A 26,345-nucleotide genomic window follows, 5' to 3' on the forward strand; every position below is an offset into this window, starting at 1 on the left:
CGGCGGGCGATCGTTTGACAGCCAGCGCGGGAACTCGCTCCCGCACTCTCAAGCAATTTCGCGGCGGAACGGCGGCAATGCATTAAGAATGGCCTTGCCGTAGCGCTGCGTCACGACGCGACGGTCCAGCAGCGTGATGGTGCCGCGGTCCTGCTCGGTCCGCAGCAGCCGGCCGCAGGCCTGCACCAGGCGCAGCGAGGCGTCGGGCACGGCGATCTCCATGAAGGGATTGCCGCCGCGCGCCTCGATCCATTCCGACAGCGCCGCTTCCACCGGATCGTCCGGCACGGCGAATGGAATCTTGGCGATCACCACGTGCTCGCAATAGGCGCCGGGCAGGTCCACGCCTTCGGAGAAGCTCGCCAGGCCGAACAGCACGCTCGGCTCGCCATCGTCCACGCGGGAGCGGTGCTTGTTCAGGGTTTCCTGCTTGGACAGGTTGCCCTGGATCAGCACGCGCTTGCGCCAGTCGCGATCCAGGCCGTCGAAGACCTCCTGCATCTGCTTGCGCGAGGAGAACAGGATCAGCGAGCCGCGCGAACCTTCGACTATCTCCGGCAGCTCGCGGATGATCGCCGCGGTGTGAGCCGCAGCATCACGCGGATCGGCCTTGAGGTCGGGCACGCGCAGCACGCCGGCGTCGGCATGGTGGAACGGGCTCGGCACCACGGCAGTGACGGCCGCGCGTGGCAGGCCGGCGCGCATGCGGTAGCGGTCGAAGGTGCCCAGGGCGGTGAGCGTCGCGGAGGTCACCAGCACGCCGTAGGCGACGTTCCACAGGTTGCGGCGCAGGGTCTCGGCGGCGAGGATCGGGCTGGCGTTGGCCTCGATGTCGTAGAAGGTGCCGCTCTCGGCGAGGGTCAGCCAGCGCGCCATGGGCGGGCTGTCTTCCGGGTCCTCGCTGGTGAAGGCGGTCCACAGTTCCCAGTTGCCCTGGGCGCGGGACAGCAGGCTGCCGAACAGTGGGTACCACTCTTCGGCCTGGTGGCTGGCGATGCCGACGCTGCCCTCCCCGTCCATGGCCTCCTTGAGCAGTTCGGTCAGACGGGTGAAGAGGTCGGTGAGCTTGGAGAAGCCCTTCTTCAGCTCGATGCCCATCTCGCGGATGTGCTCGGGGATCACCCCGCCCTCGAAGCGATGGCGCGGCCGCTCGCGGCCTTCCATGTCCTCGCCGGCGCGGAAGTCGCCGACCTCTTCGCAGGCAGTAAACATGAACTGCTGGTGCGTGCGCAGCTCGCGGGCCAGCTCCGGCACCTGCTCGATCAGGCGGCCGAGGTCGCCCGGCAGCGGATTCTGCGCCAGCAGCTTGGTCAGGTTCTTCTCCACCTGGCCCAGCCAATCGGCGGTGGCGCGCAGGCGGGTGAAGTGGGCGAAGTGGCCGATGGCCTTGTCCGGCAGGTGATGGCCTTCGTCGAACACGTAAATGGTGTCGCGCGGGTCCGGCAGGATCGCCCCGCCGCCCAGTGCCAGGTCGGCCAGCACCAGGTCATGGTTGGTGACGATCACGTCGACCTTGGTCATGCCTTCGCGCGCCTTGTAGAAGGCGCACTGCTGGAAGTTCGGGCAATGGCGGTTGGTGCACTGGCTGTGGTCGGTGGTGACCTGCGCCCACTGTGCGTCCTCAATGGCCTCGGGCCAGGAGTCGCGGTCGCCGTCCCAGCGGTTGCCGGCCAGGCGCTCGATCATCTGGTTGAACAGCTTGCTGGAGGTCTCGTCCACGTCGATGCGGAAGCCTTCCTCCTCGAACAGCTGGGCGGTGGCGCTCTGCGCCTGGCCTTCCTGCAGCAGGTGGTCGAGCTTGGACAGGCACATGTAGCGCCCGCGCCCCTTGGCCAGGGCGAAGCTGAACGACAGGCCGGAGTTGCGCAGCAGGTCGGGCAGGTCCTTGTGGACGATCTGCTCCTGCAGAGCGACGGTGGCGGTGGCGACCACCAGGCGCTTGCCGGCGGCCTTGGCGCAGGCGATGGCGGCAAGGCTGTAGGCGACGGTCTTGCCGGTGCCGGTGCCGGCTTCCACGGCGACCACGGCGGCATCGCCCAGGCGATGGCCTTCCTCGTCGCTGGCAATGGTCCCCAGGACTTTGGCGACTTCGGCGATCATCAGGCGCTGGCCGTAGCGCGGCTTGAGTTCCTTGGCCTCGAGGAAGCGCGAGTAGGCGCCCTGGATCGTGGCCTTGAGTTCGGTGCTGAGCATGGACTTCCCGGGCCCCGGACGCGGCGCAATGGACACATCCGGATGCTGGATAAATTTTCAGTGGTTCGAATCGGCGGCTATGATAGCGCGCTTGTCTTCAATCGCCAGCGGAGATCGTCCGAATGACACCCTTTGCCTTCGTCTATGCCCTGCACCTCCTGGCCGCCCTGGTCTGGGTCGGCGGCATGTTCTTCGCCTGGATGGTGCTGCGCCCGGCCGCCGTCGCCGCGCTGGAGGCACCGGCCCGGCTGAAGCTGTGGCTGGAGGTATTCCCGCGCTTCTTCCGCTGGGTGTGGGCGGCGGTGATCCTGCTGCCGGTGACCGGCGTGGGCATGCTGCACCTGAGCTTCAACGGCATGGCCGGCGCGCCGCGCTACGTGCAGGTGATGATGGGGTTGTATGTCGCGATGCTCGCGCTGTTCCTGCGCATCCAGGCGCTGCAACTGCCGGAACTGCGCCGCGCAGTGGGCGCCGAGGACTGGCCGGCCGGTGGCGCCGCGCTGGGCAAGATCCGCAAGACCGTGGGCCTGAACCTGCTGATCGGCATGGCGCTGGTGGCCTTCGTCGCAGCACGCCCGCACTGGTAAACAAAAGGCCCGCCTGGCTAGCCGGGCGGGCCTTCAGTTGAAACGAGCCTCGGGTTCAGAAGCGTTTCACGTCCAGGCGGCCTTCGCTGCCCTTCGCCCCTTCCGCACCGCCCTTGCCTTCCGCGCCGGGCTTCTCGCCCGCCACCGAATAGAACCAGCAGCCCTTCTCGCTGCTGCGCGGCCCAGCCTTGCCGGGCTTGCCGCCCGCACCGCCCGCACCGCCTTCCAGACGTACCTTGACCTTCGCGACGTCGAACTGCTCCGGCACTTCCAGGCGTACCACGCCGCCAGGTGCGCCAGCCTGGCCATCGGCGCCATTCTGCCCGTCACCGGCGGATTTGCCGCTGCCCCACAGGCAGCCGGAAGTCTGCGCGCTGCCGCCTTCCAGACCGTCATAGCCCGGCGCGCCGACGCCGCCGCGGACATCGATCAGCAGGTTTTCCACCGCCACATCCTGCAGCCGCAGCACCAGATTGCGGCCGCCGCTGGCGGGCTTCTCGAAGCTGCCGGAACTGCCTTGCGCGGCAATCACGCTGCCGTCCGCGAGGCTGCCGTGCTGCACCTCGATCTGCAGCGCATCATTGCCAGGAAAGACGCCGATCCGCGCGTTCTTCGCCAGGTCCAGCTCGCCGATCTTCAGCTCCTTGACCCGCGACGGAATCAGCAGCGCGCCCTCCGGGCCGACGCTGATGCGGTCCAGACTCAGGCTGTCGCCCTTCACCGGCAGACGCAGCACGGTGTTGGCTTCCACCGAGACGGTGCCGGCAGCCGAACAGGCCAGTGGGGCGAACAGCGCCAGGCCCAGCAGCGACTTACGCATGGGTATCTCCTTCTACTTTTGCGGGTGCCGGTTGCTCCACTGCCGGCTGCGGCAGGGTCGCGAAATGGAAGACGCCGAACAGCAGTATCTGCAGGCGATCCATGCCCGGATGCGGGCGCCCCTGCAGGCGCTTGCGCAGCGCCAGGACCTCGAGGATGTGAATCAGCAGGATCAGCGCTCCCGCCGCATTGAGCAGCAGGGCGAAGGGATGTGCGAAGGGTTGGATCAGGTTGGCCAGCACCGCCAGCCAGAACAACAGGGCAATCAGCTTGCCCAGCCCCAACAACGCTTTCATGAAGTGCCCCCGGTTTTTTCTTTGCCGGGGAACATACGCCTCTGCTCCCGGCTATGCCAGTGGCAACCGGGAATGACAAAGGGGGCCACCAGGCCCCCTTTGCGGACTACATCACAGCGACTTACTGACGCGTGATCTTGATCTCTACGCGACGGTTCTCGGCGCGGCCTTCCTTGGTCTTGTTGTCCGCGACCGGCTGGCTCTCGCCATAACCGACCACCGACTTGATGCTGCTGGCAGGTACGCCGGCATCGACCAGGTAGTTGGACACGGCGTTGGCGCGGCGCTCGGACAGTTTCTGGTTGTAGGCGTCGGTACCGATGCTGTCGGTATGGCCGCCGATGTTCAGCTCGGTGCTCGCGGCCTCGCCTTTCAGGCGGGTAGCGATGGTGTCGAGCTTGTCCTTGTCCTGCGCATCGATCTTCGACGAGTCGAAGGCGAAGTGCAGGTCACGCACCACGATGGTCTCTTCCTTGGGCAGCGGGGCCGGAGCAGGCTCAGGAGCCGGCGCAGGCGGCGGAACCTCGGCCACTTGTTCGGCGGCGCCATGTACCCAGCAGTAGGACGCACCCAGCACGCCACCGATCAGGGCTCCCCAACCGGCCCAGGCGCTGCTTTCGATGGAACCCAGACCTGCGCCACCGACACCGCCAACCACGGCGCAAGTCGGCCAATCGGACTTCTGCAGCCCTGCGCAACCGGTGAGCAACGTGCTTACCAGCAGCAGGGGTAAAGCGGTCCTTGTGATGCTCATAAAGTTATGTCTCCTCTAATGATCGGGTCTTGACCGACAATTACCGAGTAAAGACGTGACTGACAGAATGCGCCAGCACTAGGCCATATGGGTGTCACACGCTAGTCTTCGTTCATTATTTTTCGCCTTTTGACGAGCCCGATGATTTCGACACGCACGCCGCAACAAGCCCTCGCCGCCCTGCTCGACCGCTACGCACCTCAGCGTTTGCTGCTGGTGGGCGCCAGCCAGATCCCGGCCGTGGATGCCTTCCTCGCGGCGCATCCGGATTGCGAGCTGTTCCACGCCGATGCCGGCGCATTGCCAACGGAGCTGGCCGCTCAGCGCTACGACCTGGCGTTGCTGGCCGACTGCCTGGAGCACCTGCCGCGCCGCGAGGCACAGCAACTGGTGGGCGGCATCCGCAACCTCAACAGCAGCCGCGTGGCCGTACTGGTCGACCTCGACGCCGCCCAGGCACAGGATGCGGACTTCTACGCCCTGGCCATGCAGGCCAGCGAGCGCTTCCAGCGCGATGCCCAGGTGATCACCCTGTTCACCTACGATCTGCACGAATACAAACAGGTCCCGGACTGGCTCAACGCGAAGTTCTGGGCCAATCCGGAGAATTTTGGGAAGTACTGGTGGTGACCATGATCGAACCGACCTGCCCCTGCGGCAGCGGCCGTCCATTACCGGACTGCTGCGGGCGCTTCCATGCCGGCGTCGCGGCCCCCACCGCAGAGGCACTGATGCGCTCGCGCTACAGTGCCTACGCGCTGGGCCTGGTGGATTACCTGCGCGACACGACGCTGCCGGCCCAGCAGCAGGGGCTGGACCTGGAGGCCATCCGTACCTGGAGCCTGGGCAGCACCTGGCTGGGTTTGGAAGTGGTCAATCACGAAGTGCTCGGCGGCCAGCCGGAGCACGCCCGGGTGACCTTCATCGCGCGCTGGCACGACGCTGGCGGCGAGCACAGCCACCGCGAATGCTCGGGATTCGTCCAGCGCGACGGCCGCTGGTACTTCCTCGACCCCACCGTGCCGATGAAGCTGGGGCGCAACGACCCCTGCCCCTGCGGCGCCGGCGGCAAGCTGAAGAAATGCTGCGGGCCCTGGATTGAGTAGGACAGGATCGAGTGAGACGCCAACTCGCCCCCCTTGGGGGCGTTCGGTGTCTGGGCTAGAATCCGCGCTTTTTTCCGGGGCGGTGGTGATTCGCCGCACCGGCTACTCCTGCCGGACCTCGCCATGCTGCTGACCGTTCTCTACATCATCGCCATCACCGCCGAAGCCATGACCGGCGCGCTGTCCGCCGGCCGGCGCAGCATGGACCTGTTCGGCGTGGTGCTGGTGGCCTGCGTCACCGCCCTGGGCGGCGGCTCGGTGCGCGACATGCTGCTGGGCCATTACCCGCTGACCTGGGTGCGCCACCCGGAGTACCTGGCGCTCACCGCTGGCGCCGCACTGGTCACCGTGTTCATCGCCCCGCTGATGCGCCACCTGCGCTCGATGTTCCTCGCGCTCGACGCCGTGGGCCTGGTGGCCTTCACCCTGATCGGTTGCCAGGTCAGCCTGGAGATGGGCCACAGCCTGCTGATCGCTGCCGTGAGCGGCGTGATCACCGGGGTCTTCGGCGGCATCCTGCGGGACATCTTCTGCAACGACGTACCGCTGATCTTCCGCCGCGAGCTATACGCCAGCGTGTCCTTCGCCAGCGCCTGGTGCTACCTGATCTGCCTGCAGATCGACCTGCCCAAGGAGCAGGCCATGCTGATCACCCTGTTCGCCGGCTTCCTGTTCCGCATGCTGGCGATCCGCTTCCGCTGGGAAATGCCCAAGTTCGTCTACAAGGACGACCCGCACCAGGGCGACTGATCAGTCCTGCAGCTTGAGGTGGCTGGTATCCGGCGCAGGCCCTGCCGGCGCGGGCTTGGCCTGGCCCATGTCGCTGCCCACCGGGGCGACGCTGAACTGGCTGAGGTCCACGCGCGGCGCCGCGGCCTCGGGCTTCTCGTCCTGCAGGTCGGCGCCTACCGGGGCGAGGCCGAAATCCGGCGCCTCCACATCGGCGAAAGCGGCCATGTACTCGTCGCGCGGCGCTACTTTCAGGCGTCCCTGCGCTCCGGAGGCAGGTGCTGCCGGCTGTCCCGCGGCGCCAACCGGCTCGGCCGGCGGCGGCGGAGCCAGCTCGATCTCCTCGATCTGCGCGTCCATGTCGACCACCTCGACAACGGCGCCGGCGCGTTCGATCACGCTGCGGTACTTTTCCGCCGCCTCGGCGTCGAGGTTGTTCTTGATCACCATGCGGCGCCCGGAGAACAGCAACTCGATGCGCTGGGCGTCGGCCTGGAACAGCCTGGCCAGGTTGGCTTTCACCGTATCGAGCTGAGCACCCGGAATAGTCTGCCCCGAGAACGCGATTTCATAACGGCTCATCTTCACTCTCCTGTGTTAACCCGCCGGTTACATTCGGCCAGTATGGTGCAGCTTCTTTTAACGTAACAACAACTTGCGGCCGAGCAGGTGCTTGGTACACTGGGGCGTCTTGAGGGGTAGACATGAATTATCAGGCGCAAATGATAAGAATTCTCAGCCTGTGCTGGCTGTTCAGCCTTGTTTCGGGCTGCGGCTGGATGACAGGTAATTTCGAGCAACCCGACGTGAAGCTGCAGAAAGTCGACGTCGTGAAAGCTCGTTTGCTGGAGCAGGAGTTCGTCCTGCATTTCCGCATCGACAACCCGAATGATTTCAGCCTCCCGGTTCGCGGCCTGGCCTACAAGGTCAAGCTGAACGATATCGACCTGGCCGAAGGCGAGTCGAATAACTGGTTCACAGTGCCGGCCAACGGCCACGAAACCTTCGAAGTCCCGGTGACCACCAACCTCTGGCGGCACATGAAGTACATCGTCAAGCTGCTGGAAGACCCGGACAAGCCCATCCGCTACCGCCTCGACGGCGAAGTGAAGACCGGCCTGCTGTTCGGACAGAGCGTGCACATCGCGCGCAATGGCGAGATAATTCCCGGCGATTTCATCCCCGAGTGAGCGTCACCATGAGCCAGGAACCCCACGTACACGGTCCGAACTGCAACCACGACCACGATCATGACCACCACCATGACCATGGCCACGTGCACGGCCCGCACTGCAACCACAGCCACGAGCCTGCGCGTAACCCGCTCAAGGATGTGGGCCGCAACGATCCGTGCCCCTGCGGCAGCGGCAGCAAGTACAAGAAGTGCCACGGCGCCTGACCCAGGCTTCGAGCACTGCCCCGAAGGCCCGCCGAGCGCGGGCCTTCTGCTGTCTGGCCCAACTATTCGTCGGCTGCTGAAAATCCCGCCGCGCGCGGCTTGCACAGCTATCCTCGGCTCACTAACGTAGCGCCTTTTCCGCGACCCTCTTTGTGCAGGAGCACATCCCCATGGCCCCGCGTGCCTTCCGCCGGCTTCCCAGCTTCGGCCTTGCCGCCACCGTCACTGCCGCTGTCAGCCTTACCGGCTGCCAGGGCTGGCTGAATGACCGCTATTCCGACAGCCTGCCACCCAGCTATGGCGTGCAGCCGATCAAGGGCCTGGCTGACAACGTGTCGATCCGCCGCAACAGCCTGGGCATGCCGCTGATCGAGACCAGCACCTTCCACGACGCGCTGTTCACCCTCGGTTACGTGCACGCCAGCGACCGCATCAGCCAGATGGTCGGCCTGCGCCTGATGGCCCAGGGTCGCCTGTCGGAAATGGTCGGCCCCGGTGCCCTGGAAACCGACCGCTTCATGCGCACGGTGAACCTGAAGAAGGCGGCGGACGCCCTCTACGCCGGTGCCTCGCCGCGCCTCAAGCGCTTCTTCGAGACTTACGCGCGCGGCGTCAACGCCTACCTGTACCGCTACCGCGACAAGCTGCCGATGGACCTTGCCGAGTCCGGCTATCGCCCCGAGTACTGGAAGCCGGAAGACTCCGCACTGGTCTTCAGCCTGCTGAACTTCGGCCTGGCGGTGAACCTGCAGGAAGAAATCGCCTCTCTGGTGCTCGCGCAGAAAGTCGGTGCCGACAAGCTGCCCTGGCTGACGCCGATCTACCCGGACGAAGCGCTGCCCTTCGAGGAAGCGGACAAACTCAAGGGCCTGCGCCTGGACGGCAGGATCGCCGGCCTCGACGCCCTGGATCGCGCCGCAGGCCAGGTCGCCGCCCTGCAGATGATGGGCGTCGCCGCCTCCAACAACTGGGCCATCGCCCCGCAGCGCACGCGCAGCGGCAAGAGCATCCTGGCCAACGATACCCACCTGCCGCTGTCCATGCCCTCGGTGTGGAACTATGTGCAGATCCGCTCGCCGAAATACAACGCCGCGGGCGTCTCCATCGCCGGCGTGCCGGGCGTGGTCGCCGGTTTCAACGGCAAGCTGGCCTGGGGCATGACCATGGTCATGGGCGACAACCAGGACCTCTTCCTCGAACAGGTGAAGCGCCAGGGCAGCAAGCTCTACTACCTCGCCGATGGCCAGTGGAAACCGGCGATCGAGCGCAATGAAACCTTCTTCATCAAGGGCCAGAGCCCGATCCGCGAAGTCATCTACGAGACCCGCCACGGCCCGTTGCTCAACAGCGCCCTGGGCGAACGCAAGCACGACCTGCAACCGCTGCCGCTGTCCAGCGGCTACGGCATCGCCTACCAGAGCATCCAGGGCGAGACCGACCGCACCCTCGACGCCTTCTTCGACCTGTCCCGCGCGAAGAACGTCGAGCAGGCCTTCGACGCCACCAGCGACGTGCGCGCCATGGCACTGAACATCGTGTTCGCCGACGAGAAACACATCGGCTGGCAGGTCACCGGGCGCTTCCCCAACCGCAAGGAAGGCCGCGGCCTGCTGCCTTCGCCCGGCTGGGACGGCCGCTACGACTGGGACGGCTACGCCGATCCGATCCTGCACCCGTCCGACCAGGACCCGCAGCAAGGCTGGCTGGGCACCGCCAATCACCGCAGCGTGCAGCCGGGCTACGGCGCGCAGCTGTCCAGTTCCTGGTACTACCCGGAGCGCTACGAGCGCATCGCCCAGCTCGCTGGCGGCAGCAAGAGCCACGACTACCGCAGCATGATCGCCATGCAGTACGACCAGACCACGCCCTTCGCCGGCAAGCTGCAGGCCATGTTCGATGCACCGGGCATGGCGCAGCCGCTGAAGAAAGCCATCGACGCCCTGCCCGCCGACCAGCGTGCCCGCGCCCGCGAAGCGCTGGACCGGATCATGGCGTTCGACGGCAAGCTCTCGGCCACCTCCGGCGACGCCGCCCTGTACGAGGCCTTCCTGCAGGAGAGCAGCAAACAGATCTTCCTCGACGAGCTGGGTCCGGAAGACAGCCCGTCCTGGGAAGCCTTCGTCGAGACCGCCAACCTCTCCTATTCGGCCCAGGCCGACCACCTGCTGGGGCGCGACGACAGCCCGTTCTGGGATGACACCCGCACCCCGCAGAAGGAAGACAAGCCGGCGATCCTCGCCCGCAGCCTGGCCGCCGCCACCGCCTTCTGCGAGCAGAAACTGGGCAGCGACCGCCACGCCTGGCAGTGGGGCAAGCTGCATACCTACGAGTGGGTCAGCGACAGCACCAAGATGGCGCCCAACCTCAGTGCCGGCGAGCGCGCCAGCCTGAGCGCGATCAAGGGCTACCTGGATCGCGGCCCCTACCCGGCCGGCGGCGACCACAGCACGCTGAACGTCTCGGCCTACCACTGGGGACAGGACTTCAACACCTGGCTGATCCCGGCCATGCGCCTGGTCGTCGATTTCGGCCAGAGCGAGCCGATGATCGGCCTCAACAGCAGCGGCCAGTCCGGCAACCCGGCCAGCCCGCACTACGCAGACGGCATCGACGCCTGGCTGAAGGGCAACTATATGAGCTTCCCCTTCCAGTCGCAGAACCTGGAGAAGGTCTACGGCGTGAAGCGCCTGACGCTGGTGCCCGAAAAGTGATGATCTGAAAAATATTTCCGGGCGCCGGGAACTTGCTTCCCGTCCTGGAATCAGAATTGTCGACTTACTCCATGATCATATTCAGGCACCCCTTGGGTGCCTTTCTTTTTTCCCGCCTCTCCTCCGCTGCATTTCCTTCCTGCGAGACCTTACCCGGCTGGTACTCCCCCGCATCCTTTCCCAGGAGTCATCGCCATGTCCGAATCCCTGATCGTCATCACCGGCGGCCCCGGCGCCGGCAAGAGCACGCTGCTCGAGCACCTGCACCGCCATCACGGCCTGAACATCGTCGCGGAAGGCGGCCGAGCCATCATCCGCGAGCAACGGGCTCGTGGCGGCGATGCGCTGCCGTGGGCGAACCGGGAGGCCTTCTGCCGGGAAATGTTCGAGCACGCACTGACGACTCGCGAGCGAGCGCTCGATGCGGGTGGCCAGTGGCTGTTCGATCGCGGTCTAGTGGATGTGCTGGGGTATGCACGGCTCTGCGGCCTGCCGATGACGGACGAGCTGGAAGCCGCCGCGCAGCAACTGCGCTACGCACCAACCGTGTTCCTCGCGCCCGCGTGGCAAGCCATCTACCGCAACGATGCCGAACGTCGGCAGGGCTTCGCCGAGGCGCAGCGAACGGCGGCGGTGATGGCCAAGGTGTATGAGGAATTGGGGTATCGGCTGCTGGAGTTGCCGCTGTGCAGTCCGCAGGAGCGCGCGGCGTTCGTCCTGGCGCACTGCCCTTTGTAGGAGCGAGCTTGCTCGCGAACCTTTCCCCCCGAGGGAATCGAGCCGGGCGTTCGCGAGCAAGCTCGCTCCTACAGGTTCTTCGTTTCAATAAAAAACCGGGCCAAGGCCCGGTTCTTCATGACGCGGAGGGCGATCAGGCCTTGGGCAGGGTGACGCCGGTCTGGCCCTGGTACTTGCCGCCACGATCACGGTAGGAGACTTCGCAGGCTTCGTCCGACTGCAGGAACAGCATCTGCGCCACGCCTTCGTGGGCGTAGATCTTCGCCGGCAGGTTGGTGGTGTTGGAGAACTCAAGGGTCACGTGGCCTTCCCACTCCGGTTCCAGCGGGGTCACGTTGACGATAATGCCGCAGCGCGCATAGGTGCTCTTGCCCAGGCAAATGGTCAGCACGTCACGCGGGATGCGGAAGTACTCGACGGTGCGGGCCAGGGCGAAGGAGTTCGGCGGGATGATGCAGACGTCGCTGTTGATGTCCACGAAGCTCTTCTCATCGAAGTTCTTCGGATCGACCACCGCCGAGTGAATGTTGGTGAACACCTTGAATTCTGCGGCGCAGCGCACGTCGTAGCCGTAGCTGGAAACGCCGTAGGAAATCACCCGGCTGTCATCGGCACCGCGAATCTGGCGCTCGACGAACGGCTCGATCATGCCGTGCTCCTGAGCCATGCGGCGAATCCACTTGTCCGATTTGATGCTCATGGCGGGTGTCCTGTGCGGCGGTTGAAAAAAGAAGGCGAATCTTACCGGCAGGCGCGCCAGCCGGCAAAGGGGCGCGCCCGGTGGCATTGTCGCGCCTTCAATCGTCGCTGATGGAAATATTCGGCATGGCCGGCGCGGCCTTCTCGCTCAGGGCGATGCGGGCGCCGACACAGCGCGCGGTTTCCTGGTAGATCATCGCCAGCTGGCTTTCCGGGTCGGCAACCACAGTGGGCTTGCCGCCGTCGGCCTGCATGCGGATGGCCATGGACAACGGCAGCGAGGCCAGCAGGTCGACGCCGAACTGCGCCGCCAGCTTCTCGCCGCCGCCTTCGCCGAACAGGTGCTCGGCATGGCCGCAGTTGGAGCAGATGTGCACAGCCATGTTCTCCACCACGCCCAGCACCGGGATGTTGACCTTGCGGAACATTTCCACGCCCTTCTTGGCGTCCAGCAGGGCCAGGTCCTGCGGAGTGGTGACGATCACCGCACCGGCCACCGGGACCTTCTGCGCGAGGGTCAGCTGGATGTCGCCGGTACCCGGCGGCATATCGATGACCAGGTAATCCAGGTCGTTCCAGGCGGTCTGGGTGATCAGTTGGATCAGCGCACCGGAAACCATCGGGCCGCGCCAGACCACCGGGGTGTTGTCGTCGGTGAGGAAGGCCATGGACATGACTTCCACGCCGTGGGCTTCCAGCGGGATGAACCACTTCTGGTCGCGAATCTTCGGCCGGGTGCCTTCGGGGATACCGAACATGATGCCCTGGCTCGGGCCATAGATGTCGGCGTCGAGGATGCCGACCTTGGCACCTTCGCGGGCCAGCGCCAGCGCGAGGTTCGCGGCGGTGGTGGACTTGCCCACGCCGCCCTTGCCGGAGGCCACGGCGATGATGTTCTTCACGTTGCTCATGCCCGGCACCTGGGCCTGGGCCTTGTGCGCGGCGATGTGGGTTTCCACCCTGACCTGGGCCGAGTCGACGCCGTCCAGCGCTTCCAGGGCCATCTGCACGGTCTGCGCCAGGCCATTCCTGAACAGGCCGGCGGCGTACCCCAGCTCCAGGGTCAGCGAGACACGTCCGCCCTGGATGTCCAGCTCGTGCAGGTAGCCGGCGTCCAGCAGGTTCTGGCCGGTGTGGGGGTCGTTGATCTGGCGGAGGACGGCCTCCACAGTGGCACGGGTAACGGCGCTCATGGGTACTCCCGATGAAAGACTGAGCAGAATAGGCGGGCATCTTACGCCTCTCGTCCGCCCCTTGCTCGGTATCATCAGGGGTAGGCCGGGTTCGCGAGCAAGCTCGCTCCTACGAAAAGCAGGCAGGAGCGGCACGAATCTGTAGGAGCGAGCTTGCTCGCGAACAGTCCAAGCGCCCATGGTTCAAGGACGAACGCCTCCACAGCCAGGCGGCCCGCGGATGAAAATTTCGCCCCAGCCCTATATAGTTGCCGATTCCCTCGTTTTAACCGGAACGGCCGATCATCATGTCCGAAGCCCGCAAGATCCTCGTCACCAGCGCCCTGCCCTACGCCAATGGTTCGATCCACCTCGGTCACATGCTGGAGTACATCCAGACCGACATCTGGGTTCGCTTCCAGAAGATGCGTGGCAACCAGGCGGTGTACGTGTGCGCGGACGATGCCCACGGTTCGGCCATCATGCTGCGCGCCGAGCGCGAAGGCATCACCTCCGAGCAACTGATCGACGGCGTGCGCGCCGAGCACATGGGCGATTTCGCCGACTTCCTGGTGGAGTTCGACAACTACCACTCGACCCACTCGGAAGAGAACCGCGAGCTGTCCTCGGCCATCTACCTGAAGCTGCGCGACGCCGGCCACATCGCCACCCGCCCGGTGACCCAGTACTTCGACCCGGAAAGGCAGATGTTCCTGGCCGACCGCTTCATCAAGGGCACCTGCCCCAAGTGCGGCACCGCCGACCAGTACGGCGACAACTGCGAATCCTGCGGCGCGACTTACTCGCCCACCGAGCTGAAGGACCCGAAATCGGCGATCTCCGGCGCCACCCCGGTGCTCAAGGAGTCGCTGCACTATTTCTTCAAGCTCCCTGACTTCCAGGCCATGCTGCAGCAGTGGACCCGCAGCGGCGCCCTGCAGGAGTCGGTGGCCAACAAGCTCGCCGAATGGCTGGATTCCGGCCTGCAGGAGTGGGACATCTCCCGCGACGCGCCCTACTTCGGCTTCGAGATCCCCGATGCGCCGGGCAAGTACTTCTACGTCTGGCTGGACGCGCCGATCGGTTACATGGCCAGCTTCAAGAACCTCTGCGCACGCCGTCCGGAGCTGGACTTCGACGCCTACTGGAAGCAGGGCTCCGACGCCGAGCTGTACCACTTCATCGGCAAGGACATCGTCAACTTCCACGCGCTGTTCTGGCCGGCCATGCTCGAAGGCGCCGGCTACCGCAAGCCGACCGCGCTGAACGTGCACGGCTACCTGACCGTCAATGGCCAGAAGATGTCCAAGTCGCGCGGCACCTTCGTCAAGGCGCGCACCTACCTGGATCACCTGGACCCGGAATACCTGCGCTACTACTACGCCTCCAAGCTGGGCCGCGGCGTGGACGACCTCGACCTGAACCTTGAGGACTTCGTGCAGAAGGTCAACTCCGACCTGGTCGGCAAGGTAGTGAACATCGCCAGCCGTTGCGCCGGCTTCATCCACAAGGGCAACAACGGCCTGCTGGTGGACGCCAACCCCGCGCCGGAACTGGCCCAGGCCTTCAAGGACGCGGCGCCGAGCATCGCCGCCGCCTACGAAGCCCGTGACTTCGGCCGCGCCATGCGCGAGATCATGGCCCTGGCCGACCAGGCCAACGCCTGGATCGCCGACAAGGCGCCCTGGTCGCTGAACAAGCAGGAAGGCAAGCAGGACGAAGTCCAGGCGATCTGCGCCCTGGGCGTGAACCTGTTCCGCCAGCTGGTGATCTTCCTCAAGCCCGTACTGCCGAAGCTGGCCGTTGCCGCCGAAGCCTTCCTCAACGTCGCCCCGCTGAAATGGGCCGACCACGAGCAACTGCTGGCCAATCACCAACTGAACCCGTTCAACCCGCTGATGACCCGTATCGAGCCCGCGAAAATCGAAGCCATGATCGAAGCCTCCAAGGAAGACCTCCTCGCCAGCGCCCCGAAACCTGCGGGCAACGGTGAACTGACCAAGGACCCGCTCGCCGCGGAAATCAACTTCGACGCCTTCGCCGCCGTCGACCTGCGCATCGCGCTGATCGAGAAGTGCGAGTTCGTCGAAGGCGCCGACAAGCTGCTGCGCCTGTCCCTGGACATCGGCGACGAGAAGCGCAACGTGTTCTCCGGCATCAAGAGCGCCTACCCGGACCCAAGCAAGCTCGAAGGCCGCCTGACCCTGTACGTGGCCAACCTGGCCCCGCGCAAGATGAAGTTCGGCGTCTCCGAGGGCATGGTCCTGGCCGCCGGCCCCGGTGGTGAAGAAATCTACCTGCTCAGCCCGGACAGCGGCGCCAAGCCGGGCCAGCGCGTCAAGTAAGCATCGGACGGCAAGGAGGCCATCGATGAAACTGCACCACTGGGCAGCGCTCGCCCTGAGCGCCGCCCTCGCCGGCTGCGGCGCTCCCTCGGAGCACGCTGCCGGTTCCGGCGCCGCTTTCCAGGGGGAAGCGGCGAAGGCCGGTTCCTTCCTCGCCTATGAACACCAGGTCGGCATCCGCCTGGCCAGCGAGCGTATCGACGCGCAGCTGGCCGCCTCCCGCGATGCCTGCACCCAGGTCCGTTTCGGCCCCTGCGAGCTGATCGCCATCGAGCAGAGCGGCGACAGCCAGATGCGCAACGCGCATCTCGTGGTTCGCATCGTCCCCGAAGGTGTGGAAAAGCTCGTCGCCCTCGCGGCCGAAGGCGGCCAACTGCAAAGCCGCCGCACCCAGGCCGAAGACCTCGCCCAGGCGGTGAGCGACAACCAGCAGCTGCGCGAGCGCCTGGAGCGTGAGTACCAGACCCTGCAAGGCTTCCAGGGCCGCAAGGACATGAGCGTCAGCGACCTGCTGGCCCTGGCCAAGGCCACCGCCGAAGTCGAGCAGCAATTGCAGGCCGCCCGCCAGGACTCCGCCCAGCAGCAACGACGCATCGCCACCAACCTGCTGACCCTGGATTTCTCCAGCGAATACCAGCCGACCGGGCGCTGGTCACGCATCGGCAAGGCCTTCGGCAACTCGCTGGACGAGCTCACCGACGGCACCGTCAATGCCATCCAGGTCGCCGCCTTCGGCCTGCCGCTGCTGGTCGTGCTGCTGGTCGCCGGCCTGATCCTGCGCTGGTTGTGGCGAAAACTCGGTTCCAGGCGCGCCGCGAACAAAGCATGAAGAAATCCAACATCGTCTTCACCACCCTGCTCACCGGCGGGGTGCTCTACAGCGTGCTGCACCACAACCCGGTGTACCGCGACCTCTACGCCAACCGCGAGGACTGCCTGAAGGACTGGGGCAACACGCCTAACGCTTGCGAGCCGGAATCTGCCAGCAGCAGCGGCGGAAGCTACGGCGGCAGCAGTTCCGGTCGTTATCGCGGGCCGAGCTACGAGGAAGGTTCACGGCCGAAGACGGCGCAAACCTACCAGGTACAGTCGCGGCAGCTGGTCACCCGTGGTGGCTTCGGCCACTCCGGCGCGCGTTTCTCCGGGGGCGGCTGATGCGTCGCCTGGCGATGACGCCGCGCCCCGACTGGCGCGAGCGCTGTGAAGCGGTCGGCTTCACCTTCCATAGCATCGACGGCCTGTACTGGGACGAGTCGGTGGCCTACGAGTTCAGCCTCGAACAGATCGAAACGCTGGAGGCCGCCAGCGAAGACCTGCACCAGCGCTACCTGGAATGCGTGGAATGGGTGATCCGCACCGGCCACTTCGAGCCCTTCCAGCTGCCGCCGGGTGCCCGCGAGGAAATCATCCGCTCCTGGCAGCGCCAGGACCCGAGCCTCTATGGCCGCTTCGACTTCGCCTGGAACGGCGAAGGCCCACCAAAGATGCTGGAGTACAACGCCGATACCCCCACAGGCCTGCTGGAAGCCAGCGTGGTGCAGTGGCAATGGCTGAACGACGTGAACCCGGCCGCCGACCAGTTCAACTCGCTGCACGAGAAGCTGATCGCGCGCTGGAAGGCCATCGCCCCCGACGGCACGCTGCACTTCACCGCCATCGACGGCCACGAGGAAGACACCGGCAACGTCCTCTACCTGCTCGACACTGCGCACCAGGCCGGCCTGCCGACGCGCTACCTGCCGCTGGAGTTCATCGGCCACCACGCCGCGCGCGGCACCTTCATCGACCAGTACGAGCAGGACATCCGTCACTGCTTCAAGCTCTACCCTTGGGAATGGCTGCTGCAGGACAGCTTCGCCGAGCACCTGGAACGCAGTGATGTGCGCTTCCTGGAACCGGCCTGGAAGCTGCTGATGTCGAGCAAGGCCATGCTGCCAATCCTCTGGAAGCTCAACCCCGGCCATCCGAACCTGCTACCGGCCAGCTACCGCCAGGACATCCCCGGCGCCTACGTGCGCAAGCCGCTGTATTCGCGTGAGGGCGAGAACATCCGCATCGTCGCCGGCGATCTGCAGCTGGAAAGCGACGGCCCCCACACCGACGCGCCCTGCGTCTACCAGGGCTACGCACCGCTGGCCAACCACGAAGGCAACTACGCCGTACTCGGCTGCTGGGTGATCGACGGCCAGGCCGCCGGCCTGGGCATCCGCGAGGACGCCAGTGCCATCACCCGCGACAGCAGCCGCTTCGTCCCCCACTATTTCGTCTGAAGGATTTGCCATGAACCTGCTGCAGACCCTGCCCAACTTCCTCGCGTATTTCGCCGCGGCCATTGGCCTGTTCGGCCTGTTCACCAGCCTCTACATCCGCCTGACGCCCTATGCGGAAATCCAGCTGATCCGCCAGGGCAACCTCAGTGCCGCCGTGGCGCTGGTCGGCACCTTGCTCGGCTTCGCCCTGCCGCTGGCAAGCGCCATCGCCCACAGCGTCAGCATCATCGACATGCTGATCTGGGGCGCGATCGCCATGCTGGTGCAGGTGCTGGTATTCCTCGGGCTGTCGCGCCTGGTGCCGGAGCTCAAGGGCGGCATTGCCGACAACACCCTGGCCCACGGCGTGTTCCTCGGCGGCGCCTCGCTGTGCGTGGGGCTGCTCAACGCTGCCTGCATGACCTACTGAGCGTCGCAGTCCACATCGCCGCCGCCCAGGTGCTCGAAGCCTTCCAGGTAGAGGCAGGAGGCGTCTTCGGCGCAGTCCTGCAGCGAGGCGTTGCTCAGGTTTTCCCGTGACGTCGGGTCTTCCAGGTTCACGTCCGGGAAGATGTCCGCGACTTCTTCCGCGGTCATGATCTTGTCGAAGGTGACGTTGACCGACTGCAGGCGCCCATATTCCCAGTCCAGGTCCACGGCCGTGATGTGCGGATTCAGCTGCCGCGCCAGCGCTTCGGGCAACTGCGGGCCGGCGTAGCTGAGGTCGGTGTCATGGCAGGCGTCACCCCAGTTGCTCAGCTTCCTGCTGGCGGCGCAGTTGAACTGTGCGTCGGCGTGACCGGCGCGCTGTTCCAGAAGACAGGCGAAGTCGGCCACAGTCATGCGCGGCCAGCTGACCAGATCGGCGATGGTGAAAGGCGCGGCATGCGCCAGGCCACTGGATAGCAACAGACAGAGGACAGCCAGACTGCGAGGTATGCGGGCGGGCATAGCGACTTCCATGAAGGGAACCGACGGGTTCGGCAGCCGCCGATATTCCTCCCGCCGGGCCCGGCGCCGCAACAGATTTCCCATCGGCGAGATTGCCCATACGACCCTATGCGCATAACCTATGCGCATCTACCGTGGAGGTGCCCATGCACACGACCTACGACCCTCAAGCGCCGAAGAAAGCCACCAACCTGAGCCTCAACAGCGACCTGCTGAAACAGGCCCGCGAACTGGACGTGAACCTCTCGGCGGTACTCGAGGAGGCGCTGGCCGATGTGGTCAAGGAGCGCCTGGGCCAGCGCTGGCTGGAACAGAACCGCGAAGCCATCGAGACCTACAACCAGCACGTCGAGGAAAACGGCGTGTTCAGTGATGGGCTACGGAGCTTCTGATGAAGCAGTTCGACCTCTACCGCAATGACAACCCGCGCACCCGCGAGGCAATGCCCTTGCTGCTGGACGTGCAGAGCGACCTGCTGGACTCGCTGAACACGCGCATGGTGATTCCACTCAGCCGTGCCAAGGGCCTGGCCGGCATCAACCGGCTGATGCCGGAGGTGACCGTGGGCGAAGAACGGCTCCTGCTGCTGACCCCGCAGATGGCCGGTATCTCCCGCCGCGAACTGGGCGAGCCGGTGGGCAGCCTCGCGCACCTGCGCCTGCAGATCATCGCCGCCATCGACCTGCTGATCAGCGGTATCTGACCATGAACGTTTTCCGCCCACGCGCAGCTGCCGGTGCCCGGCGATGACCGAACTCGCCCTGATCCTGGTCAGCGCCATCCTGGTCAACAACTTCGTGCTGGTGCAGTTCCTCGGCATCTGCCCGTTCATGGGCGTGTCGCGCAAGATCGAGGCGGCGTTTGCGCTGGCCCTGGCGACCACCTTCGTCCTCACCCTCGCCTCGGCCATCAGCTACATCCTGCAGCGCTACGTGCTGCAACCGCTGGACCTGGAGTTCCTGCGTACCATCGGCTTCATCCTGGTAATCGCCCTGGTGGTGCAGTTCACCGAACTGCTGGTGAAGAAGACCAGCCCGCTGCTGGCTCGCGGGCTGGGCATCTTCCTGCCGCTGATCACCACCAACTGCATCGTGCTGGGCGTGGCCCTGCTCAATGCCCGCAAACCCGAATTCGGCTTCCTGCAGTCCATCTTCCAGGGATTCGGCGCCGGGCTGGGCTTCACCCTGGTGCTGGTGCTGTTCGCCGCCCTGCGCGAGCGCATCGCCATCGCCGACGTACCCAAGCCATTCAAGGGTGCGGCCATCGGCATGATCACCGCCGGGCTGATGTCGCTAGCGTTCATGGGCTTCAGCGGGCTGCTCAAGCCATGATCGCGGCGCTGCTGATCATCCTGCTCTGCCTCGCCGGCGCCGTGGCGCTGCGCCTGGCGTCGGCGCGGGTGAAGGTCGCTGACGAATCGATCGCCATGCAGATCAACGACCTGCTGCCGCAAACCCAGTGCGGCCAGTGCGGCTATGCCGGCTGCAAGCCCTACGCCCTGGCCATCGCCGCCGGCGATGCGATCAACAAGTGCCCGCCCGGTGGCGCCGCGACCATCGCCGCGCTCGCCGACCTGCTGGACGTCGAACCGCTGCCGCTGGACGCCGCCGAGGAAACCCCGCTGCGCGTGGCTTATATCCGCGAAGCGGAGTGCATCGGTTGCACCAAGTGCATCCGTGCCTGCCCGGTGGACGCAATCGTCGGCGCCGCCAAGCTGATGCACACGGTGATCGTCGACGAGTGCACCGGCTGCGACCTGTGCCTGGAACCCTGCCCGGTGGACTGCATCGAGATGCGCGACCTGCCGGTAGGCGTCGCCGACTGGAAGTGGCCGCTGCCGCAGAGCCGACTGATCCACAGCGACCGGGAGCAGGCGGCATGAACATGCAGGTCTGGAATTTCCCGGGCGGCCTGACATTGCCAGCCAACAAGGAGCAATCCACCGCCACGCCGATCCAGCATCCGCCACTGCCACGCCGGCTGGTACTACCCCTGCAACAGCATATCGGTGAGCCCGCGCGCCCCTGTGTCGAAGCCGGCCAGCGCGTGCTCAAGGGTCAGCTGATTGCGGAGGCCAGCAGCGCCATCAGCGCCGCGCTGCATGCGCCGACTTCCGGTGTCGTGGTCGAGGTGAGCGAGCAGCCTTACCCGCACCCATCCGGCCTGACGGCGCCCGCCATCGTCATTGAAAGCGACGGCGCAGAGGAATGGGCCGCGCGCGTGCCTCTGTCCGACTACGCCTCTCTCTCCAGCGTCGAAGTACTGGAGCGCATCCGCCAGGCGGGCATCGCCGGCCTCGGCGGCGCTGGCTTCCCCACCGCTGCCAAGCTGGCCTCCCGCGCGCAGGACGACCTGCACACCCTGATCATCAACGGCGCCGAGTGCGAGCCCTATATCAGCGCCGACGATCTGCTGATGCGTGAGCGAGCCGTCGAACTGGTGGAAGGCATCGAGGTGCTGATGCACGTCCTTCAGCCGCAACAGGTGCTGGTCGGCATCGAGGACGACAAGCCCCAGGCCATCGCCGCCGTGCAGGCCGCCATCGGTGAGCGGAACATCCGGCTGCAGGCGATCCCGACCCGTTACCCTTCGGGCGGCGAACGCCAGCTGATTCAGGTTCTCACCGGCCGCGAAGTCCCTTCCGGCGGCCTGCCGGCGGACATCGGCATGCTCTGCGTGAACGTCGCCACAGCCGTTGCCGTGGCCGACGCCGTGCTACGCGGGCAACCGCTGATCTCGCGCATCACCACCCTGGCCGGCGCCGCGCTGGCTCGCCCGTGCAACGTCGAAGCGCTGATCGGCACGCCGGTGGGCGAGTTGCTGGATTTCGCCGGCCTCGACCTCGGCAAGCTCGACCGGCTGATCCTCGGCGGCCCGCTGATGGGCGACAGCCTGCCGTCGCTCGACGCGCCGCTGCTCAAGACCGCCAACTGCCTGCTGGCCGCCACCCGCGAAGAACTGCCACTGCCGGCGCCAGCCATGCCGTGCATCCGCTGCGGCGACTGCGCGCAGGTCTGCCCAGCCAGCCTGTTGCCGCAGCAGCTGTACTTTTTCGCGGAGGATCACGAGCGACTCGTGGCGCACAACCTGTTCGACTGCATCGAGTGCGGCGCCTGTGCCTACGTCTGCCCGTCAAGCATTCCGCTGGTGCAGTACTACCGCGCGTCCAAAGCCGAGATCCGCGAGCTGGAACAGCGGCAGTTGAAGGCCGAGCAATCACGCCTGCGCTTCGAGCAGCGCCAGGAGCGCCTGCGCAACGAAGAAGATCGGCGCGCCGCCGACCGCCTGGCCCGCCAGGAACGCGCCGCGCGCGTGCAGGAAGACCAGCCCGAGATCGCCTCGCCCAGCGCGCCGGCCGCGCAATCGGTGATCGAACGGGTGAAGGCCGAGAAGTCCGTGGGCAATGCGCCGGACCAGCTCAAGCGCCTGAAGATCGAAGCGAGCATGGCGCAGGTGGCGCTGAAGAAAGCCGAGAAGCAACTGGCCGCCCACGACACCGAACAGCTGCGCGCCCAGGTGGCCGAATTGCGCGTCGCCGCCGAAGAGGCGAGAGCGGCGCTGGCGGCTGCCGAAGCAGAAAGCGCCAGTGCGGAGCCAACTCCCGCTGCCGCTCCGGTCACGAGTGAAGCCGCGCTGAAGAAGGCGAAGATCGACGCCGCCATGGCCCGCGCGCAGCTGAAAAAATCCGAGAAAGCCTTCGGCGAGTCCCCCAGCGAAGAGCAGCGCGCCACCCTCGCCGCCTTGCGCGGGGACGTCGAGCGCATTGAAAGCCAACTCCATCCGTTGCAGGGGATCGACATGCCCATCGAATCGAAAGCCGAGCAGTCCGTCGACGGCGTTCTCGCCCTGCGCCAGGCCAAACTGGCCTATATCGCCCAGCGCGATGCCCTGCGCGCCGCTGAGCGTGAAGGCGCCCCCACCGAGGAGCTGGAGACCATCCGCCACACACTCGCCGCTGCGGAAGCCGCCCTGCACGCCGCCGAGGACGCCAGCGGCAAGGCGCCGCCGGACCTCGTGCGTACCGACAAGCGCCCGATCACCGATGCCCTGCGCACCGCCAAGACCGAACTAGCCTACGCCCGCGCCGACCTGAAGAAGCTCGAACGCGAAGGCGCCGGCGACCCGGCACTGGCCGCGGCTCGCGAGCGCCTGCAAGCAGCGGAACGCGCCATCGCCGAAGCCAGTGGAGAGGCCCCCTGATGAAGCTGCCGCGCATCAGCTCACCCCACGCCACAGGCAGCAACCGCACGCAAAGGGTCATGCTGACGCTGCTGGCCGCCTGCGCGCCCGGCGCTCTGGTACTGATCGCTATGTATGGTGTGGGCACTCTGTTCAACCTGCTCTGGTGCAGCCTGCTCGCCCTCTCCACCGAGGCCGTGATGCTCAAGCTGCGCGATCGGCCGCTGGCATTCTTCCTCAAGGACGGCAGCGCACTGGTCACCGCCGTGCTGCTCGCCCTGGCCTTGCCGCCATACTCGCCGTGGTGGCTGAGCGCGGTCGCCACGGTGTTCGCGCTGATCTTCGGCAAGCACCTCTACGGCGGCCTCGGGCAGAACCCGTTCAACCCGGCGATGGTCGGCTACGCGGTGGTGCTGGTGTCCTTCCCGCAACTGATGAGCCAGTGGCCGGCGCCGGACAGCGCGCTCGGTTTCGGCGAAGGGTTGCGGCAGATCTTCGGGTTCGCCAGCCAGGCGCCGGATGCCTGGGTTGGCGCCACGGCACTGGACGTGGTGCGCAACAACCACAGCCTGACCATGGAAGAACTCCTGGCTCAGTCCCCGGCATTCGGCAGCGTCGGCGGGCGCGGCGTCGAGCTGGTCAACCTGGCCTTCCTCGCCGGCGGCCTGTTCCTGCTCTGGCGCAAGCTGTTCACCTGGCACGCGCCGGTGGGCATGCTCGGCGGGCTGTTCGTCATGAGCCTGCTGTTCTGGAACGGCTCCGGCTCCGACTCCCACGGCTCACCGCTGCTGCACCTGTTCAGCGGCGCGACCATGCTCGGTGCCTTCTTCATCGTCACCGACCCGGTGTCCGGCGCCACCAGCAACCGTGGCCGGCTGGTGTTCGGCATCGGCGTCGGCGTGCTCACCTACGTGATCCGCGCCTGGGGCGGCTACCCCGACGGCCTGGCCTTCGCCGTGCTGCTGATGAACCTCGCCGCACCGACCATCGACGCCTTCACCCGCCCGCGCACCTACGGGCACAAGAAGCCCGAGCAGGGTTTCAAGGCAGGTGAGCAATGAACCGCGAACTGCTCAAGAGCGCCCTGGCACTGGGCCTGGTCGCGCTGATCGCCACGGGCGTGGTGGCGACCGTTCACCAGCTCACCGCCCAGCGCATCGACACCGCCCAGCGTGAGGCGCGTGGCCGCACGCTGCTTGAGCTGCTGCCCCGGGGCAGCTATGACAACCATCCGCTGGAAACCGAAGTCAGCGCTTTCGATCCCAAGCTGCTGGGCCGCGACGAGCCGGCACCCGCTTACATCGCCCGGCTCCGGGGCCAGGCCACGGCGGTCGTACTCCAGCCCGTGGCGCGGGATGGCTATGGCGGCTCGATCCAGTTGCTGGTCGGCGTGACTGCGCAGGGCCGCCTGCTCGGCGTGCGGGTCGTGGCCCATCATGAAACGCCGGGCCAGGGCGACCGTATCGAACTGGGCAAGAGCGACTGGCTGCACGGCTTCGACGGCCGTTCGCTGACTGATCCGGGCGACAAAGGCTGGAAGGTGAAGAAGGACGGCGGCCAGTTCGACCAGTTCGCCGGCGCCACCGTCACCCCGCGCGCGGTGGTCAAGGCCACGCACCTGGCGCTGCAGTACTTCGACGCGCACAAAGCAGAGCTGCTCGCCCCCGCCTCGGGAGAGAACCATGAATGATCCCGGCTACCGCGAAATCGCCCTGCAGGGGCTGTGGAAGAACAATCCCGGGCTGGTCCAGTTGCTTGGCCTGTGCCCTCTGCTCGGCACCAGCAGCTCCATGGTCAACGCCCTCGGCCTGGGGCTGGCGACCCTATTCGTGCTGCTTTGCACCAGCGTCAGCGTCTCGCTGATCCGCAGCACGCTGAGCGAGGCCGCGCGCCTGCCGGCGTTCCTGCTGATCATCGCTACCCTGACCACCTGCATCGAACTGCTGATGCAGGCCTGGCGCTTCGAGCTGTACCAGGTGCTGGGCATCTTCGTGCCGCTGATCACCACCAACTGCGTAGTTCTCGGCCGTGCGCAAACCTTCGCCTCGCAAAACAACGTGGCGCGCTCGGCCTTCGACGGTTTGATGATGGGCCTGGGCTTCGCCCTGGTCCTGCTGATCATCGGCACCCTGCGCGAACTGCTCGGCCATGGCACCCTGCTGGCCGGCATGGAGCTGCTGTTCGGCCCGGCCGCCGCCGACTGGAAAGTACAGGTCCCCGGCTACCAGGGCCTGCTGCTGGCGGTGCTGCCGCCCGGCGCCTTCCTGGTGCTGGGCCTGCTGATCGCCCTCAAGAACCGTATTGATGAAAGCCTGTCGGACCGTGCCAAGGCGCAGGCGGGCGACGTACCCGCGACCGAGCGCCAGCGCGTCCGCGTGACCGGAGTGATCGAATGAATGCCGCCAAGCGCGCGGAGATTTTCCGCCGACTGAAAGAAGACAATCCCAACCCCGAAACCGAGCTGGCCTACAGCTCGCCCTTCGAGCTGCTCATAGCGGTGCTGCTTTCCGCCCAGGCCACCGATGTCGGCGTGAACAAGGCCACTGCCAGGCTCTACCCGGTGGCCAATACCCCGGAAGCGATCTACGCCCTCGGCGTGGAGGGCCTGTCGGAGTACATCAAGACCATCGGCCTGTACAACAGCAAGGCGAAGAACACCATCGAGACCTGCCGCATCCTCATCGAGAAGCACGGCGGCCAGGTGCCGGAGAACCGCGAAGACCTGGAGGCCTTGCCCGGCGTGGGCCGCAAGACCGCCAACGTAGTTCTCAACACGGCTTTCCGACAGCCGGCGATGGCAGTGGACACGCATATCTTCCGCGTTTCCAACCGCACCAACATCGCGCCGGGGCGCAATGTGCTGGAGGTGGAGCGCAAGCTGCTCAAGTTCGTGCCCAAGGAATACCTGCTGGATGCGCACCACTGGCTGATCCTGCATGGGCGCTACGTCTGCAAGGCGCGCAAGCCGCAGTGTGGCAGCTGCCGGATCGAGGACCTGTGCGAGTACAAGCACAAGACTTCGGACGATTGAGCGTTATGGGAAAATTCCTTCAGGCTGATTGAAAAAATCTTTTTTACCGTCCACTCCTTTGTCGATATAAGGGGCGCCAACACACCCCGTGTTGTGGAGTGCACCGAATGGCAAACGACAAAGAAGACCTCGAACTCGAGGACGATGTCAGCACAGACGACAGCGATGACGGCGCAGAAGCCACGGCAGAGGTCGCCAAGACCAACCTGACCAAGCGCCGCATCATCGACAACTACCTGGAAGAGCGTCGCCTGCAACGCCAACTGTCCGACTACGATTTCGATCTGTAAGCCTTCTCCTGATCCTGAATGTAAAGCCCGTATGAAAAAGCCCCGCATCCTGGCGGGGCTTTTTGTTTTCTGCTCGTAGGGCGAGCTCGCTTCCGGA

31 protein-coding genes are annotated in these 26,345 nt (G+C 65.9%); 23 read left to right on the top strand and 8 right to left on the bottom strand.

Translation table 11 applies throughout. The features are described from left to right. Positions 1 to 48: 48 nt before the first annotated feature. Positions 49 to 2,193 (bottom strand): ATP-dependent DNA helicase DinG, encoded by a 2,145-nt coding sequence (gene dinG / locus G4G71_RS25450; RefSeq protein ID WP_169941152.1) that lies wholly within the window; start codon positions 2,191 to 2,193, stop codon positions 49 to 51. Between the two features lie 122 nt (positions 2,194 to 2,315). Here dinG and G4G71_RS25455 point away from each other — a divergent pair, with 122 nt between their 5' ends. Further along, positions 2,316 to 2,780: a CopD family protein gene (locus G4G71_RS25455; protein ID WP_024765224.1), complete on the top strand. Its 465-nt coding sequence runs from the start codon at positions 2,316 to 2,318 to the stop codon at positions 2,778 to 2,780. 55 nt (positions 2,781 to 2,835) lie between these two features. Here the strand turns inward: G4G71_RS25455 and G4G71_RS25460 are convergent, their stop codons facing one another. The 3 genes from G4G71_RS25460 to G4G71_RS25470 all read right to left on the bottom strand — a co-directional run bounded on the left by G4G71_RS25460 (position 2,836) and on the right by G4G71_RS25470 (position 4,649). Further along, a complete protein-coding gene (locus tag G4G71_RS25460) occupies positions 2,836 to 3,600 on the bottom strand; it encodes a collagen-like protein (RefSeq protein WP_169941154.1) in 765 nt (254 codons plus the stop codon). Further along, positions 3,593 to 3,895: a DUF1145 domain-containing protein gene (locus G4G71_RS25465; RefSeq protein WP_169941156.1), complete on the bottom strand. Its 303-nt coding sequence runs from the start codon at positions 3,893 to 3,895 to the stop codon at positions 3,593 to 3,595. Before G4G71_RS25465 ends, G4G71_RS25460 begins: the two co-directional genes overlap by 8 nt. Positions 3,896 to 4,016: 121 nt before the next feature. Further along, positions 4,017 to 4,649 carry an OmpA family protein gene (locus tag G4G71_RS25470; protein ID WP_024765226.1) on the bottom strand — a complete coding sequence of 211 codons (633 nt, stop codon included), beginning with the start codon at positions 4,647 to 4,649 and terminating at the stop codon, positions 4,017 to 4,019. A 141-nt stretch (positions 4,650 to 4,790) separates the two neighbouring features. Between G4G71_RS25470 and G4G71_RS25475 the strand changes: the two genes are divergently transcribed. From G4G71_RS25475 to G4G71_RS25485, 3 genes are all read left to right on the top strand, one after another. Beyond that, positions 4,791 to 5,279 (top strand): DUF6231 family protein, encoded by a 489-nt coding sequence (locus tag G4G71_RS25475; protein WP_169941158.1) that lies wholly within the window; start codon positions 4,791 to 4,793, stop codon positions 5,277 to 5,279. A gap of 2 nt (positions 5,280 to 5,281) precedes the next feature. After that, positions 5,282 to 5,755, top strand: coding sequence for a YchJ family protein (locus tag G4G71_RS25480; protein WP_169941160.1), 474 nt, complete (start codon positions 5,282 to 5,284; stop codon positions 5,753 to 5,755). A 123-nt stretch (positions 5,756 to 5,878) separates the two neighbouring features. Then, positions 5,879 to 6,505, top strand: a complete 627-nt coding sequence (locus G4G71_RS25485) for a trimeric intracellular cation channel family protein (RefSeq protein ID WP_024765229.1) — start codon at positions 5,879 to 5,881, stop codon at positions 6,503 to 6,505. On the opposite strand, the gene G4G71_RS25490 is transcribed toward G4G71_RS25485, so the two are convergent. Continuing rightward, a complete protein-coding gene (locus G4G71_RS25490; protein WP_169941162.1) occupies positions 6,506 to 7,066 on the bottom strand; it encodes a hypothetical protein in 561 nt (186 codons plus the stop codon). A gap of 122 nt (positions 7,067 to 7,188) precedes the next feature. Between G4G71_RS25490 and G4G71_RS25495 the strand changes: the two genes are divergently transcribed. The 4 genes from G4G71_RS25495 to G4G71_RS25510 all read left to right on the top strand — a co-directional run bounded on the left by G4G71_RS25495 (position 7,189) and on the right by G4G71_RS25510 (position 11,332). Beyond that, positions 7,189 to 7,674, top strand: coding sequence for an LEA/WHy family protein (locus G4G71_RS25495; RefSeq protein WP_024765231.1), 486 nt, complete (start codon positions 7,189 to 7,191; stop codon positions 7,672 to 7,674). A gap of 8 nt (positions 7,675 to 7,682) precedes the next feature. Next, positions 7,683 to 7,883 carry an SEC-C metal-binding domain-containing protein gene (locus G4G71_RS25500; protein WP_024765232.1) on the top strand — a complete coding sequence of 67 codons (201 nt, stop codon included), beginning with the start codon at positions 7,683 to 7,685 and terminating at the stop codon, positions 7,881 to 7,883. Positions 7,884 to 8,053: 170 nt separating this feature from the next. Then, on the top strand, positions 8,054 to 10,594 hold the full coding sequence (locus G4G71_RS25505; protein ID WP_169941164.1) for a penicillin acylase family protein: 2,541 nt from the start codon (positions 8,054 to 8,056) through the stop codon (positions 10,592 to 10,594). A 195-nt stretch (positions 10,595 to 10,789) separates the two neighbouring features. Continuing rightward, positions 10,790 to 11,332 (top strand): AAA family ATPase, encoded by a 543-nt coding sequence (locus tag G4G71_RS25510; protein ID WP_169941165.1) that lies wholly within the window; start codon positions 10,790 to 10,792, stop codon positions 11,330 to 11,332. A gap of 133 nt (positions 11,333 to 11,465) precedes the next feature. Here G4G71_RS25510 and dcd read toward each other — a convergent pair whose 3' ends face one another. Next, on the bottom strand, positions 11,466 to 12,032 hold the full coding sequence (gene dcd, locus G4G71_RS25515; protein WP_017521037.1) for a dCTP deaminase: 567 nt from the start codon (positions 12,030 to 12,032) through the stop codon (positions 11,466 to 11,468). A 97-nt stretch (positions 12,033 to 12,129) separates the two neighbouring features. Beyond that, positions 12,130 to 13,224 (bottom strand): iron-sulfur cluster carrier protein ApbC, encoded by a 1,095-nt coding sequence (gene apbC / locus G4G71_RS25520; RefSeq protein WP_169941167.1) that lies wholly within the window; start codon positions 13,222 to 13,224, stop codon positions 12,130 to 12,132. 287 nt (positions 13,225 to 13,511) lie between these two features. Between apbC and metG the strand changes: the two genes are divergently transcribed. The 5 genes from metG to G4G71_RS25545 are packed head-to-tail and all read left to right on the top strand — an operon-like array spanning position 13,512 to position 18,227. After that, a complete protein-coding gene (metG, locus tag G4G71_RS25525; protein WP_169941169.1) occupies positions 13,512 to 15,548 on the top strand; it encodes a methionine--tRNA ligase in 2,037 nt (678 codons plus the stop codon). A gap of 31 nt (positions 15,549 to 15,579) precedes the next feature. Next, a complete protein-coding gene (locus G4G71_RS25530) occupies positions 15,580 to 16,377 on the top strand; it encodes a DUF4349 domain-containing protein (protein ID WP_401038842.1) in 798 nt (265 codons plus the stop codon). Further along, positions 16,374 to 16,703 (top strand): hypothetical protein, encoded by a 330-nt coding sequence (locus G4G71_RS25535; protein WP_169941174.1) that lies wholly within the window; start codon positions 16,374 to 16,376, stop codon positions 16,701 to 16,703. Before G4G71_RS25530 ends, G4G71_RS25535 begins: the two co-directional genes overlap by 4 nt. Then, complete coding sequence (locus G4G71_RS25540) at positions 16,703 to 17,818, top strand: glutathionylspermidine synthase family protein (RefSeq protein ID WP_169941176.1); 1,116 nt, start codon at positions 16,703 to 16,705, stop codon at positions 17,816 to 17,818. Before G4G71_RS25535 ends, G4G71_RS25540 begins: the two co-directional genes overlap by 1 nt. 10 nt (positions 17,819 to 17,828) lie before the next feature. Continuing rightward, entirely contained in the window at positions 17,829 to 18,227 is a 399-nt protein-coding gene (locus G4G71_RS25545) for a DUF350 domain-containing protein (protein WP_169941178.1), read from the top strand. Here the strand turns inward: G4G71_RS25545 and G4G71_RS25550 are convergent. Further along, positions 18,221 to 18,748: a hypothetical protein gene (locus tag G4G71_RS25550; protein ID WP_169941180.1), complete on the bottom strand. Its 528-nt coding sequence runs from the start codon at positions 18,746 to 18,748 to the stop codon at positions 18,221 to 18,223. The genes G4G71_RS25545 and G4G71_RS25550 overlap by 7 nt on opposite strands. Positions 18,749 to 18,894: 146 nt before the next feature. On the opposite strand from G4G71_RS25550, the gene G4G71_RS25555 reads away from it, so the two are divergent. The 10 genes from G4G71_RS25555 to G4G71_RS25600 all read left to right on the top strand — a co-directional run bounded on the left by G4G71_RS25555 (position 18,895) and on the right by G4G71_RS25600 (position 26,248). After that, positions 18,895 to 19,140 (top strand): type II toxin-antitoxin system CcdA family antitoxin, encoded by a 246-nt coding sequence (locus G4G71_RS25555; protein WP_169941182.1) that lies wholly within the window; start codon positions 18,895 to 18,897, stop codon positions 19,138 to 19,140. Beyond that, entirely contained in the window at positions 19,140 to 19,451 is a 312-nt protein-coding gene (locus G4G71_RS25560) for a CcdB family protein (RefSeq protein WP_169941184.1), read from the top strand. Before G4G71_RS25555 ends, G4G71_RS25560 begins: the two co-directional genes overlap by 1 nt. 43 nt (positions 19,452 to 19,494) lie before the next feature. Next, positions 19,495 to 20,079 carry an electron transport complex subunit RsxA gene (rsxA, locus tag G4G71_RS25565; RefSeq protein ID WP_169941186.1) on the top strand — a complete coding sequence of 195 codons (585 nt, stop codon included), beginning with the start codon at positions 19,495 to 19,497 and terminating at the stop codon, positions 20,077 to 20,079. Next, positions 20,076 to 20,630, top strand: coding sequence for an electron transport complex subunit RsxB (gene rsxB, locus G4G71_RS25570; RefSeq protein ID WP_169941188.1), 555 nt, complete (start codon positions 20,076 to 20,078; stop codon positions 20,628 to 20,630). The genes rsxA and rsxB overlap by 4 nt, the downstream gene beginning before the upstream one ends. Beyond that, the gene (rsxC, locus tag G4G71_RS25575; RefSeq protein WP_169941190.1) at positions 20,627 to 22,948 is read left to right on the top strand and encodes an electron transport complex subunit RsxC; all 2,322 of its coding nucleotides are present in this window, start codon (positions 20,627 to 20,629) and stop codon (positions 22,946 to 22,948) included. Before rsxB ends, rsxC begins: the two co-directional genes overlap by 4 nt. Next, a complete protein-coding gene (locus tag G4G71_RS25580; RefSeq protein WP_169941192.1) occupies positions 22,948 to 23,988 on the top strand; it encodes an RnfABCDGE type electron transport complex subunit D in 1,041 nt (346 codons plus the stop codon). The genes rsxC and G4G71_RS25580 overlap by 1 nt, the downstream gene beginning before the upstream one ends. Then, positions 23,985 to 24,617, top strand: coding sequence for an electron transport complex subunit RsxG (gene rsxG, locus G4G71_RS25585; protein WP_169941194.1), 633 nt, complete (start codon positions 23,985 to 23,987; stop codon positions 24,615 to 24,617). Before G4G71_RS25580 ends, rsxG begins: the two co-directional genes overlap by 4 nt. Further along, positions 24,610 to 25,323, top strand: a complete 714-nt coding sequence (locus tag G4G71_RS25590) for an electron transport complex subunit E (RefSeq protein ID WP_169941196.1) — start codon at positions 24,610 to 24,612, stop codon at positions 25,321 to 25,323. The genes rsxG and G4G71_RS25590 overlap by 8 nt, the downstream gene beginning before the upstream one ends. Then, positions 25,320 to 25,958, top strand: a complete 639-nt coding sequence (nth, locus tag G4G71_RS25595; RefSeq protein WP_169941198.1) for an endonuclease III — start codon at positions 25,320 to 25,322, stop codon at positions 25,956 to 25,958. Before G4G71_RS25590 ends, nth begins: the two co-directional genes overlap by 4 nt. Before the next feature lie 107 nt (positions 25,959 to 26,065). Then, positions 26,066 to 26,248 (top strand): PA3496 family putative envelope integrity protein, encoded by a 183-nt coding sequence (locus tag G4G71_RS25600; protein ID WP_017521020.1) that lies wholly within the window; start codon positions 26,066 to 26,068, stop codon positions 26,246 to 26,248. The last annotated feature ends 97 nt before the right edge of the window (positions 26,249 to 26,345 follow it).

The organism is Pseudomonas multiresinivorans (assembly GCF_012971725.1).
Classification (GTDB): Bacteria; Pseudomonadota; Gammaproteobacteria; order Pseudomonadales; family Pseudomonadaceae; genus Pseudomonas; species Pseudomonas multiresinivorans.

Bases quoted from the DNA above. Each gene is read 5' to 3' on its own strand.
- G4G71_RS25500 (WP_024765232.1), top strand. From the start codon at position 7,683: ATGAGCCAGGAACCCCACGTACACGGTCCGAACTGCAACCACGACCAC.
- G4G71_RS25560 (WP_169941184.1), top strand. From the start codon at position 19,140: ATGAAGCAGTTCGACCTCTACCGCAATGACAACCCGCGCACCCGCGAG.
- G4G71_RS25555 (WP_169941182.1), top strand. From the start codon at position 18,895: ATGCACACGACCTACGACCCTCAAGCGCCGAAGAAAGCCACCAACCTG.
- G4G71_RS25600 (WP_017521020.1), top strand. From the start codon at position 26,066: ATGGCAAACGACAAAGAAGACCTCGAACTCGAGGACGATGTCAGCACA.
- nth (WP_169941198.1), top strand. From the start codon at position 25,320: ATGAATGCCGCCAAGCGCGCGGAGATTTTCCGCCGACTGAAAGAAGAC.
- G4G71_RS25490 (WP_169941162.1), bottom strand. From the start codon at position 7,066: ATGAGCCGTTATGAAATCGCGTTCTCGGGGCAGACTATTCCGGGTGCT.
- apbC (WP_169941167.1), bottom strand. From the start codon at position 13,224: ATGAGCGCCGTTACCCGTGCCACTGTGGAGGCCGTCCTCCGCCAGATC.
- G4G71_RS25470 (WP_024765226.1), bottom strand. From the start codon at position 4,649: ATGAGCATCACAAGGACCGCTTTACCCCTGCTGCTGGTAAGCACGTTG.
- G4G71_RS25545 (WP_169941178.1), top strand. From the start codon at position 17,829: ATGAACCTGCTGCAGACCCTGCCCAACTTCCTCGCGTATTTCGCCGCG.
- dcd (WP_017521037.1), bottom strand. From the start codon at position 12,032: ATGAGCATCAAATCGGACAAGTGGATTCGCCGCATGGCTCAGGAGCAC.
- G4G71_RS25485 (WP_024765229.1), top strand. From the start codon at position 5,879: ATGCTGCTGACCGTTCTCTACATCATCGCCATCACCGCCGAAGCCATG.
- G4G71_RS25540 (WP_169941176.1), top strand. From the start codon at position 16,703: ATGCGTCGCCTGGCGATGACGCCGCGCCCCGACTGGCGCGAGCGCTGT.
- G4G71_RS25455 (WP_024765224.1), top strand. From the start codon at position 2,316: ATGACACCCTTTGCCTTCGTCTATGCCCTGCACCTCCTGGCCGCCCTG.
- G4G71_RS25510 (WP_169941165.1), top strand. From the start codon at position 10,790: ATGTCCGAATCCCTGATCGTCATCACCGGCGGCCCCGGCGCCGGCAAG.
- G4G71_RS25590 (WP_169941196.1), top strand. From the start codon at position 24,610: ATGAATGATCCCGGCTACCGCGAAATCGCCCTGCAGGGGCTGTGGAAG.
- G4G71_RS25550 (WP_169941180.1), bottom strand. From the start codon at position 18,748: ATGCCCGCCCGCATACCTCGCAGTCTGGCTGTCCTCTGTCTGTTGCTA.
- dinG (WP_169941152.1), bottom strand. From the start codon at position 2,193: ATGCTCAGCACCGAACTCAAGGCCACGATCCAGGGCGCCTACTCGCGC.
- rsxB (WP_169941188.1), top strand. From the start codon at position 20,076: ATGATCGCGGCGCTGCTGATCATCCTGCTCTGCCTCGCCGGCGCCGTG.
- G4G71_RS25495 (WP_024765231.1), top strand. From the start codon at position 7,189: ATGAATTATCAGGCGCAAATGATAAGAATTCTCAGCCTGTGCTGGCTG.
- G4G71_RS25460 (WP_169941154.1), bottom strand. From the start codon at position 3,600: ATGCGTAAGTCGCTGCTGGGCCTGGCGCTGTTCGCCCCACTGGCCTGT.
- G4G71_RS25480 (WP_169941160.1), top strand. From the start codon at position 5,282: ATGATCGAACCGACCTGCCCCTGCGGCAGCGGCCGTCCATTACCGGAC.
- metG (WP_169941169.1), top strand. From the start codon at position 13,512: ATGTCCGAAGCCCGCAAGATCCTCGTCACCAGCGCCCTGCCCTACGCC.
- rsxA (WP_169941186.1), top strand. From the start codon at position 19,495: ATGACCGAACTCGCCCTGATCCTGGTCAGCGCCATCCTGGTCAACAAC.
- G4G71_RS25505 (WP_169941164.1), top strand. From the start codon at position 8,054: ATGGCCCCGCGTGCCTTCCGCCGGCTTCCCAGCTTCGGCCTTGCCGCC.
- G4G71_RS25535 (WP_169941174.1), top strand. From the start codon at position 16,374: ATGAAGAAATCCAACATCGTCTTCACCACCCTGCTCACCGGCGGGGTG.
- G4G71_RS25580 (WP_169941192.1), top strand. From the start codon at position 22,948: ATGAAGCTGCCGCGCATCAGCTCACCCCACGCCACAGGCAGCAACCGC.
- rsxG (WP_169941194.1), top strand. From the start codon at position 23,985: ATGAACCGCGAACTGCTCAAGAGCGCCCTGGCACTGGGCCTGGTCGCG.
- G4G71_RS25465 (WP_169941156.1), bottom strand. From the start codon at position 3,895: ATGAAAGCGTTGTTGGGGCTGGGCAAGCTGATTGCCCTGTTGTTCTGG.
- G4G71_RS25475 (WP_169941158.1), top strand. From the start codon at position 4,791: ATGATTTCGACACGCACGCCGCAACAAGCCCTCGCCGCCCTGCTCGAC.
- rsxC (WP_169941190.1), top strand. From the start codon at position 20,627: ATGAACATGCAGGTCTGGAATTTCCCGGGCGGCCTGACATTGCCAGCC.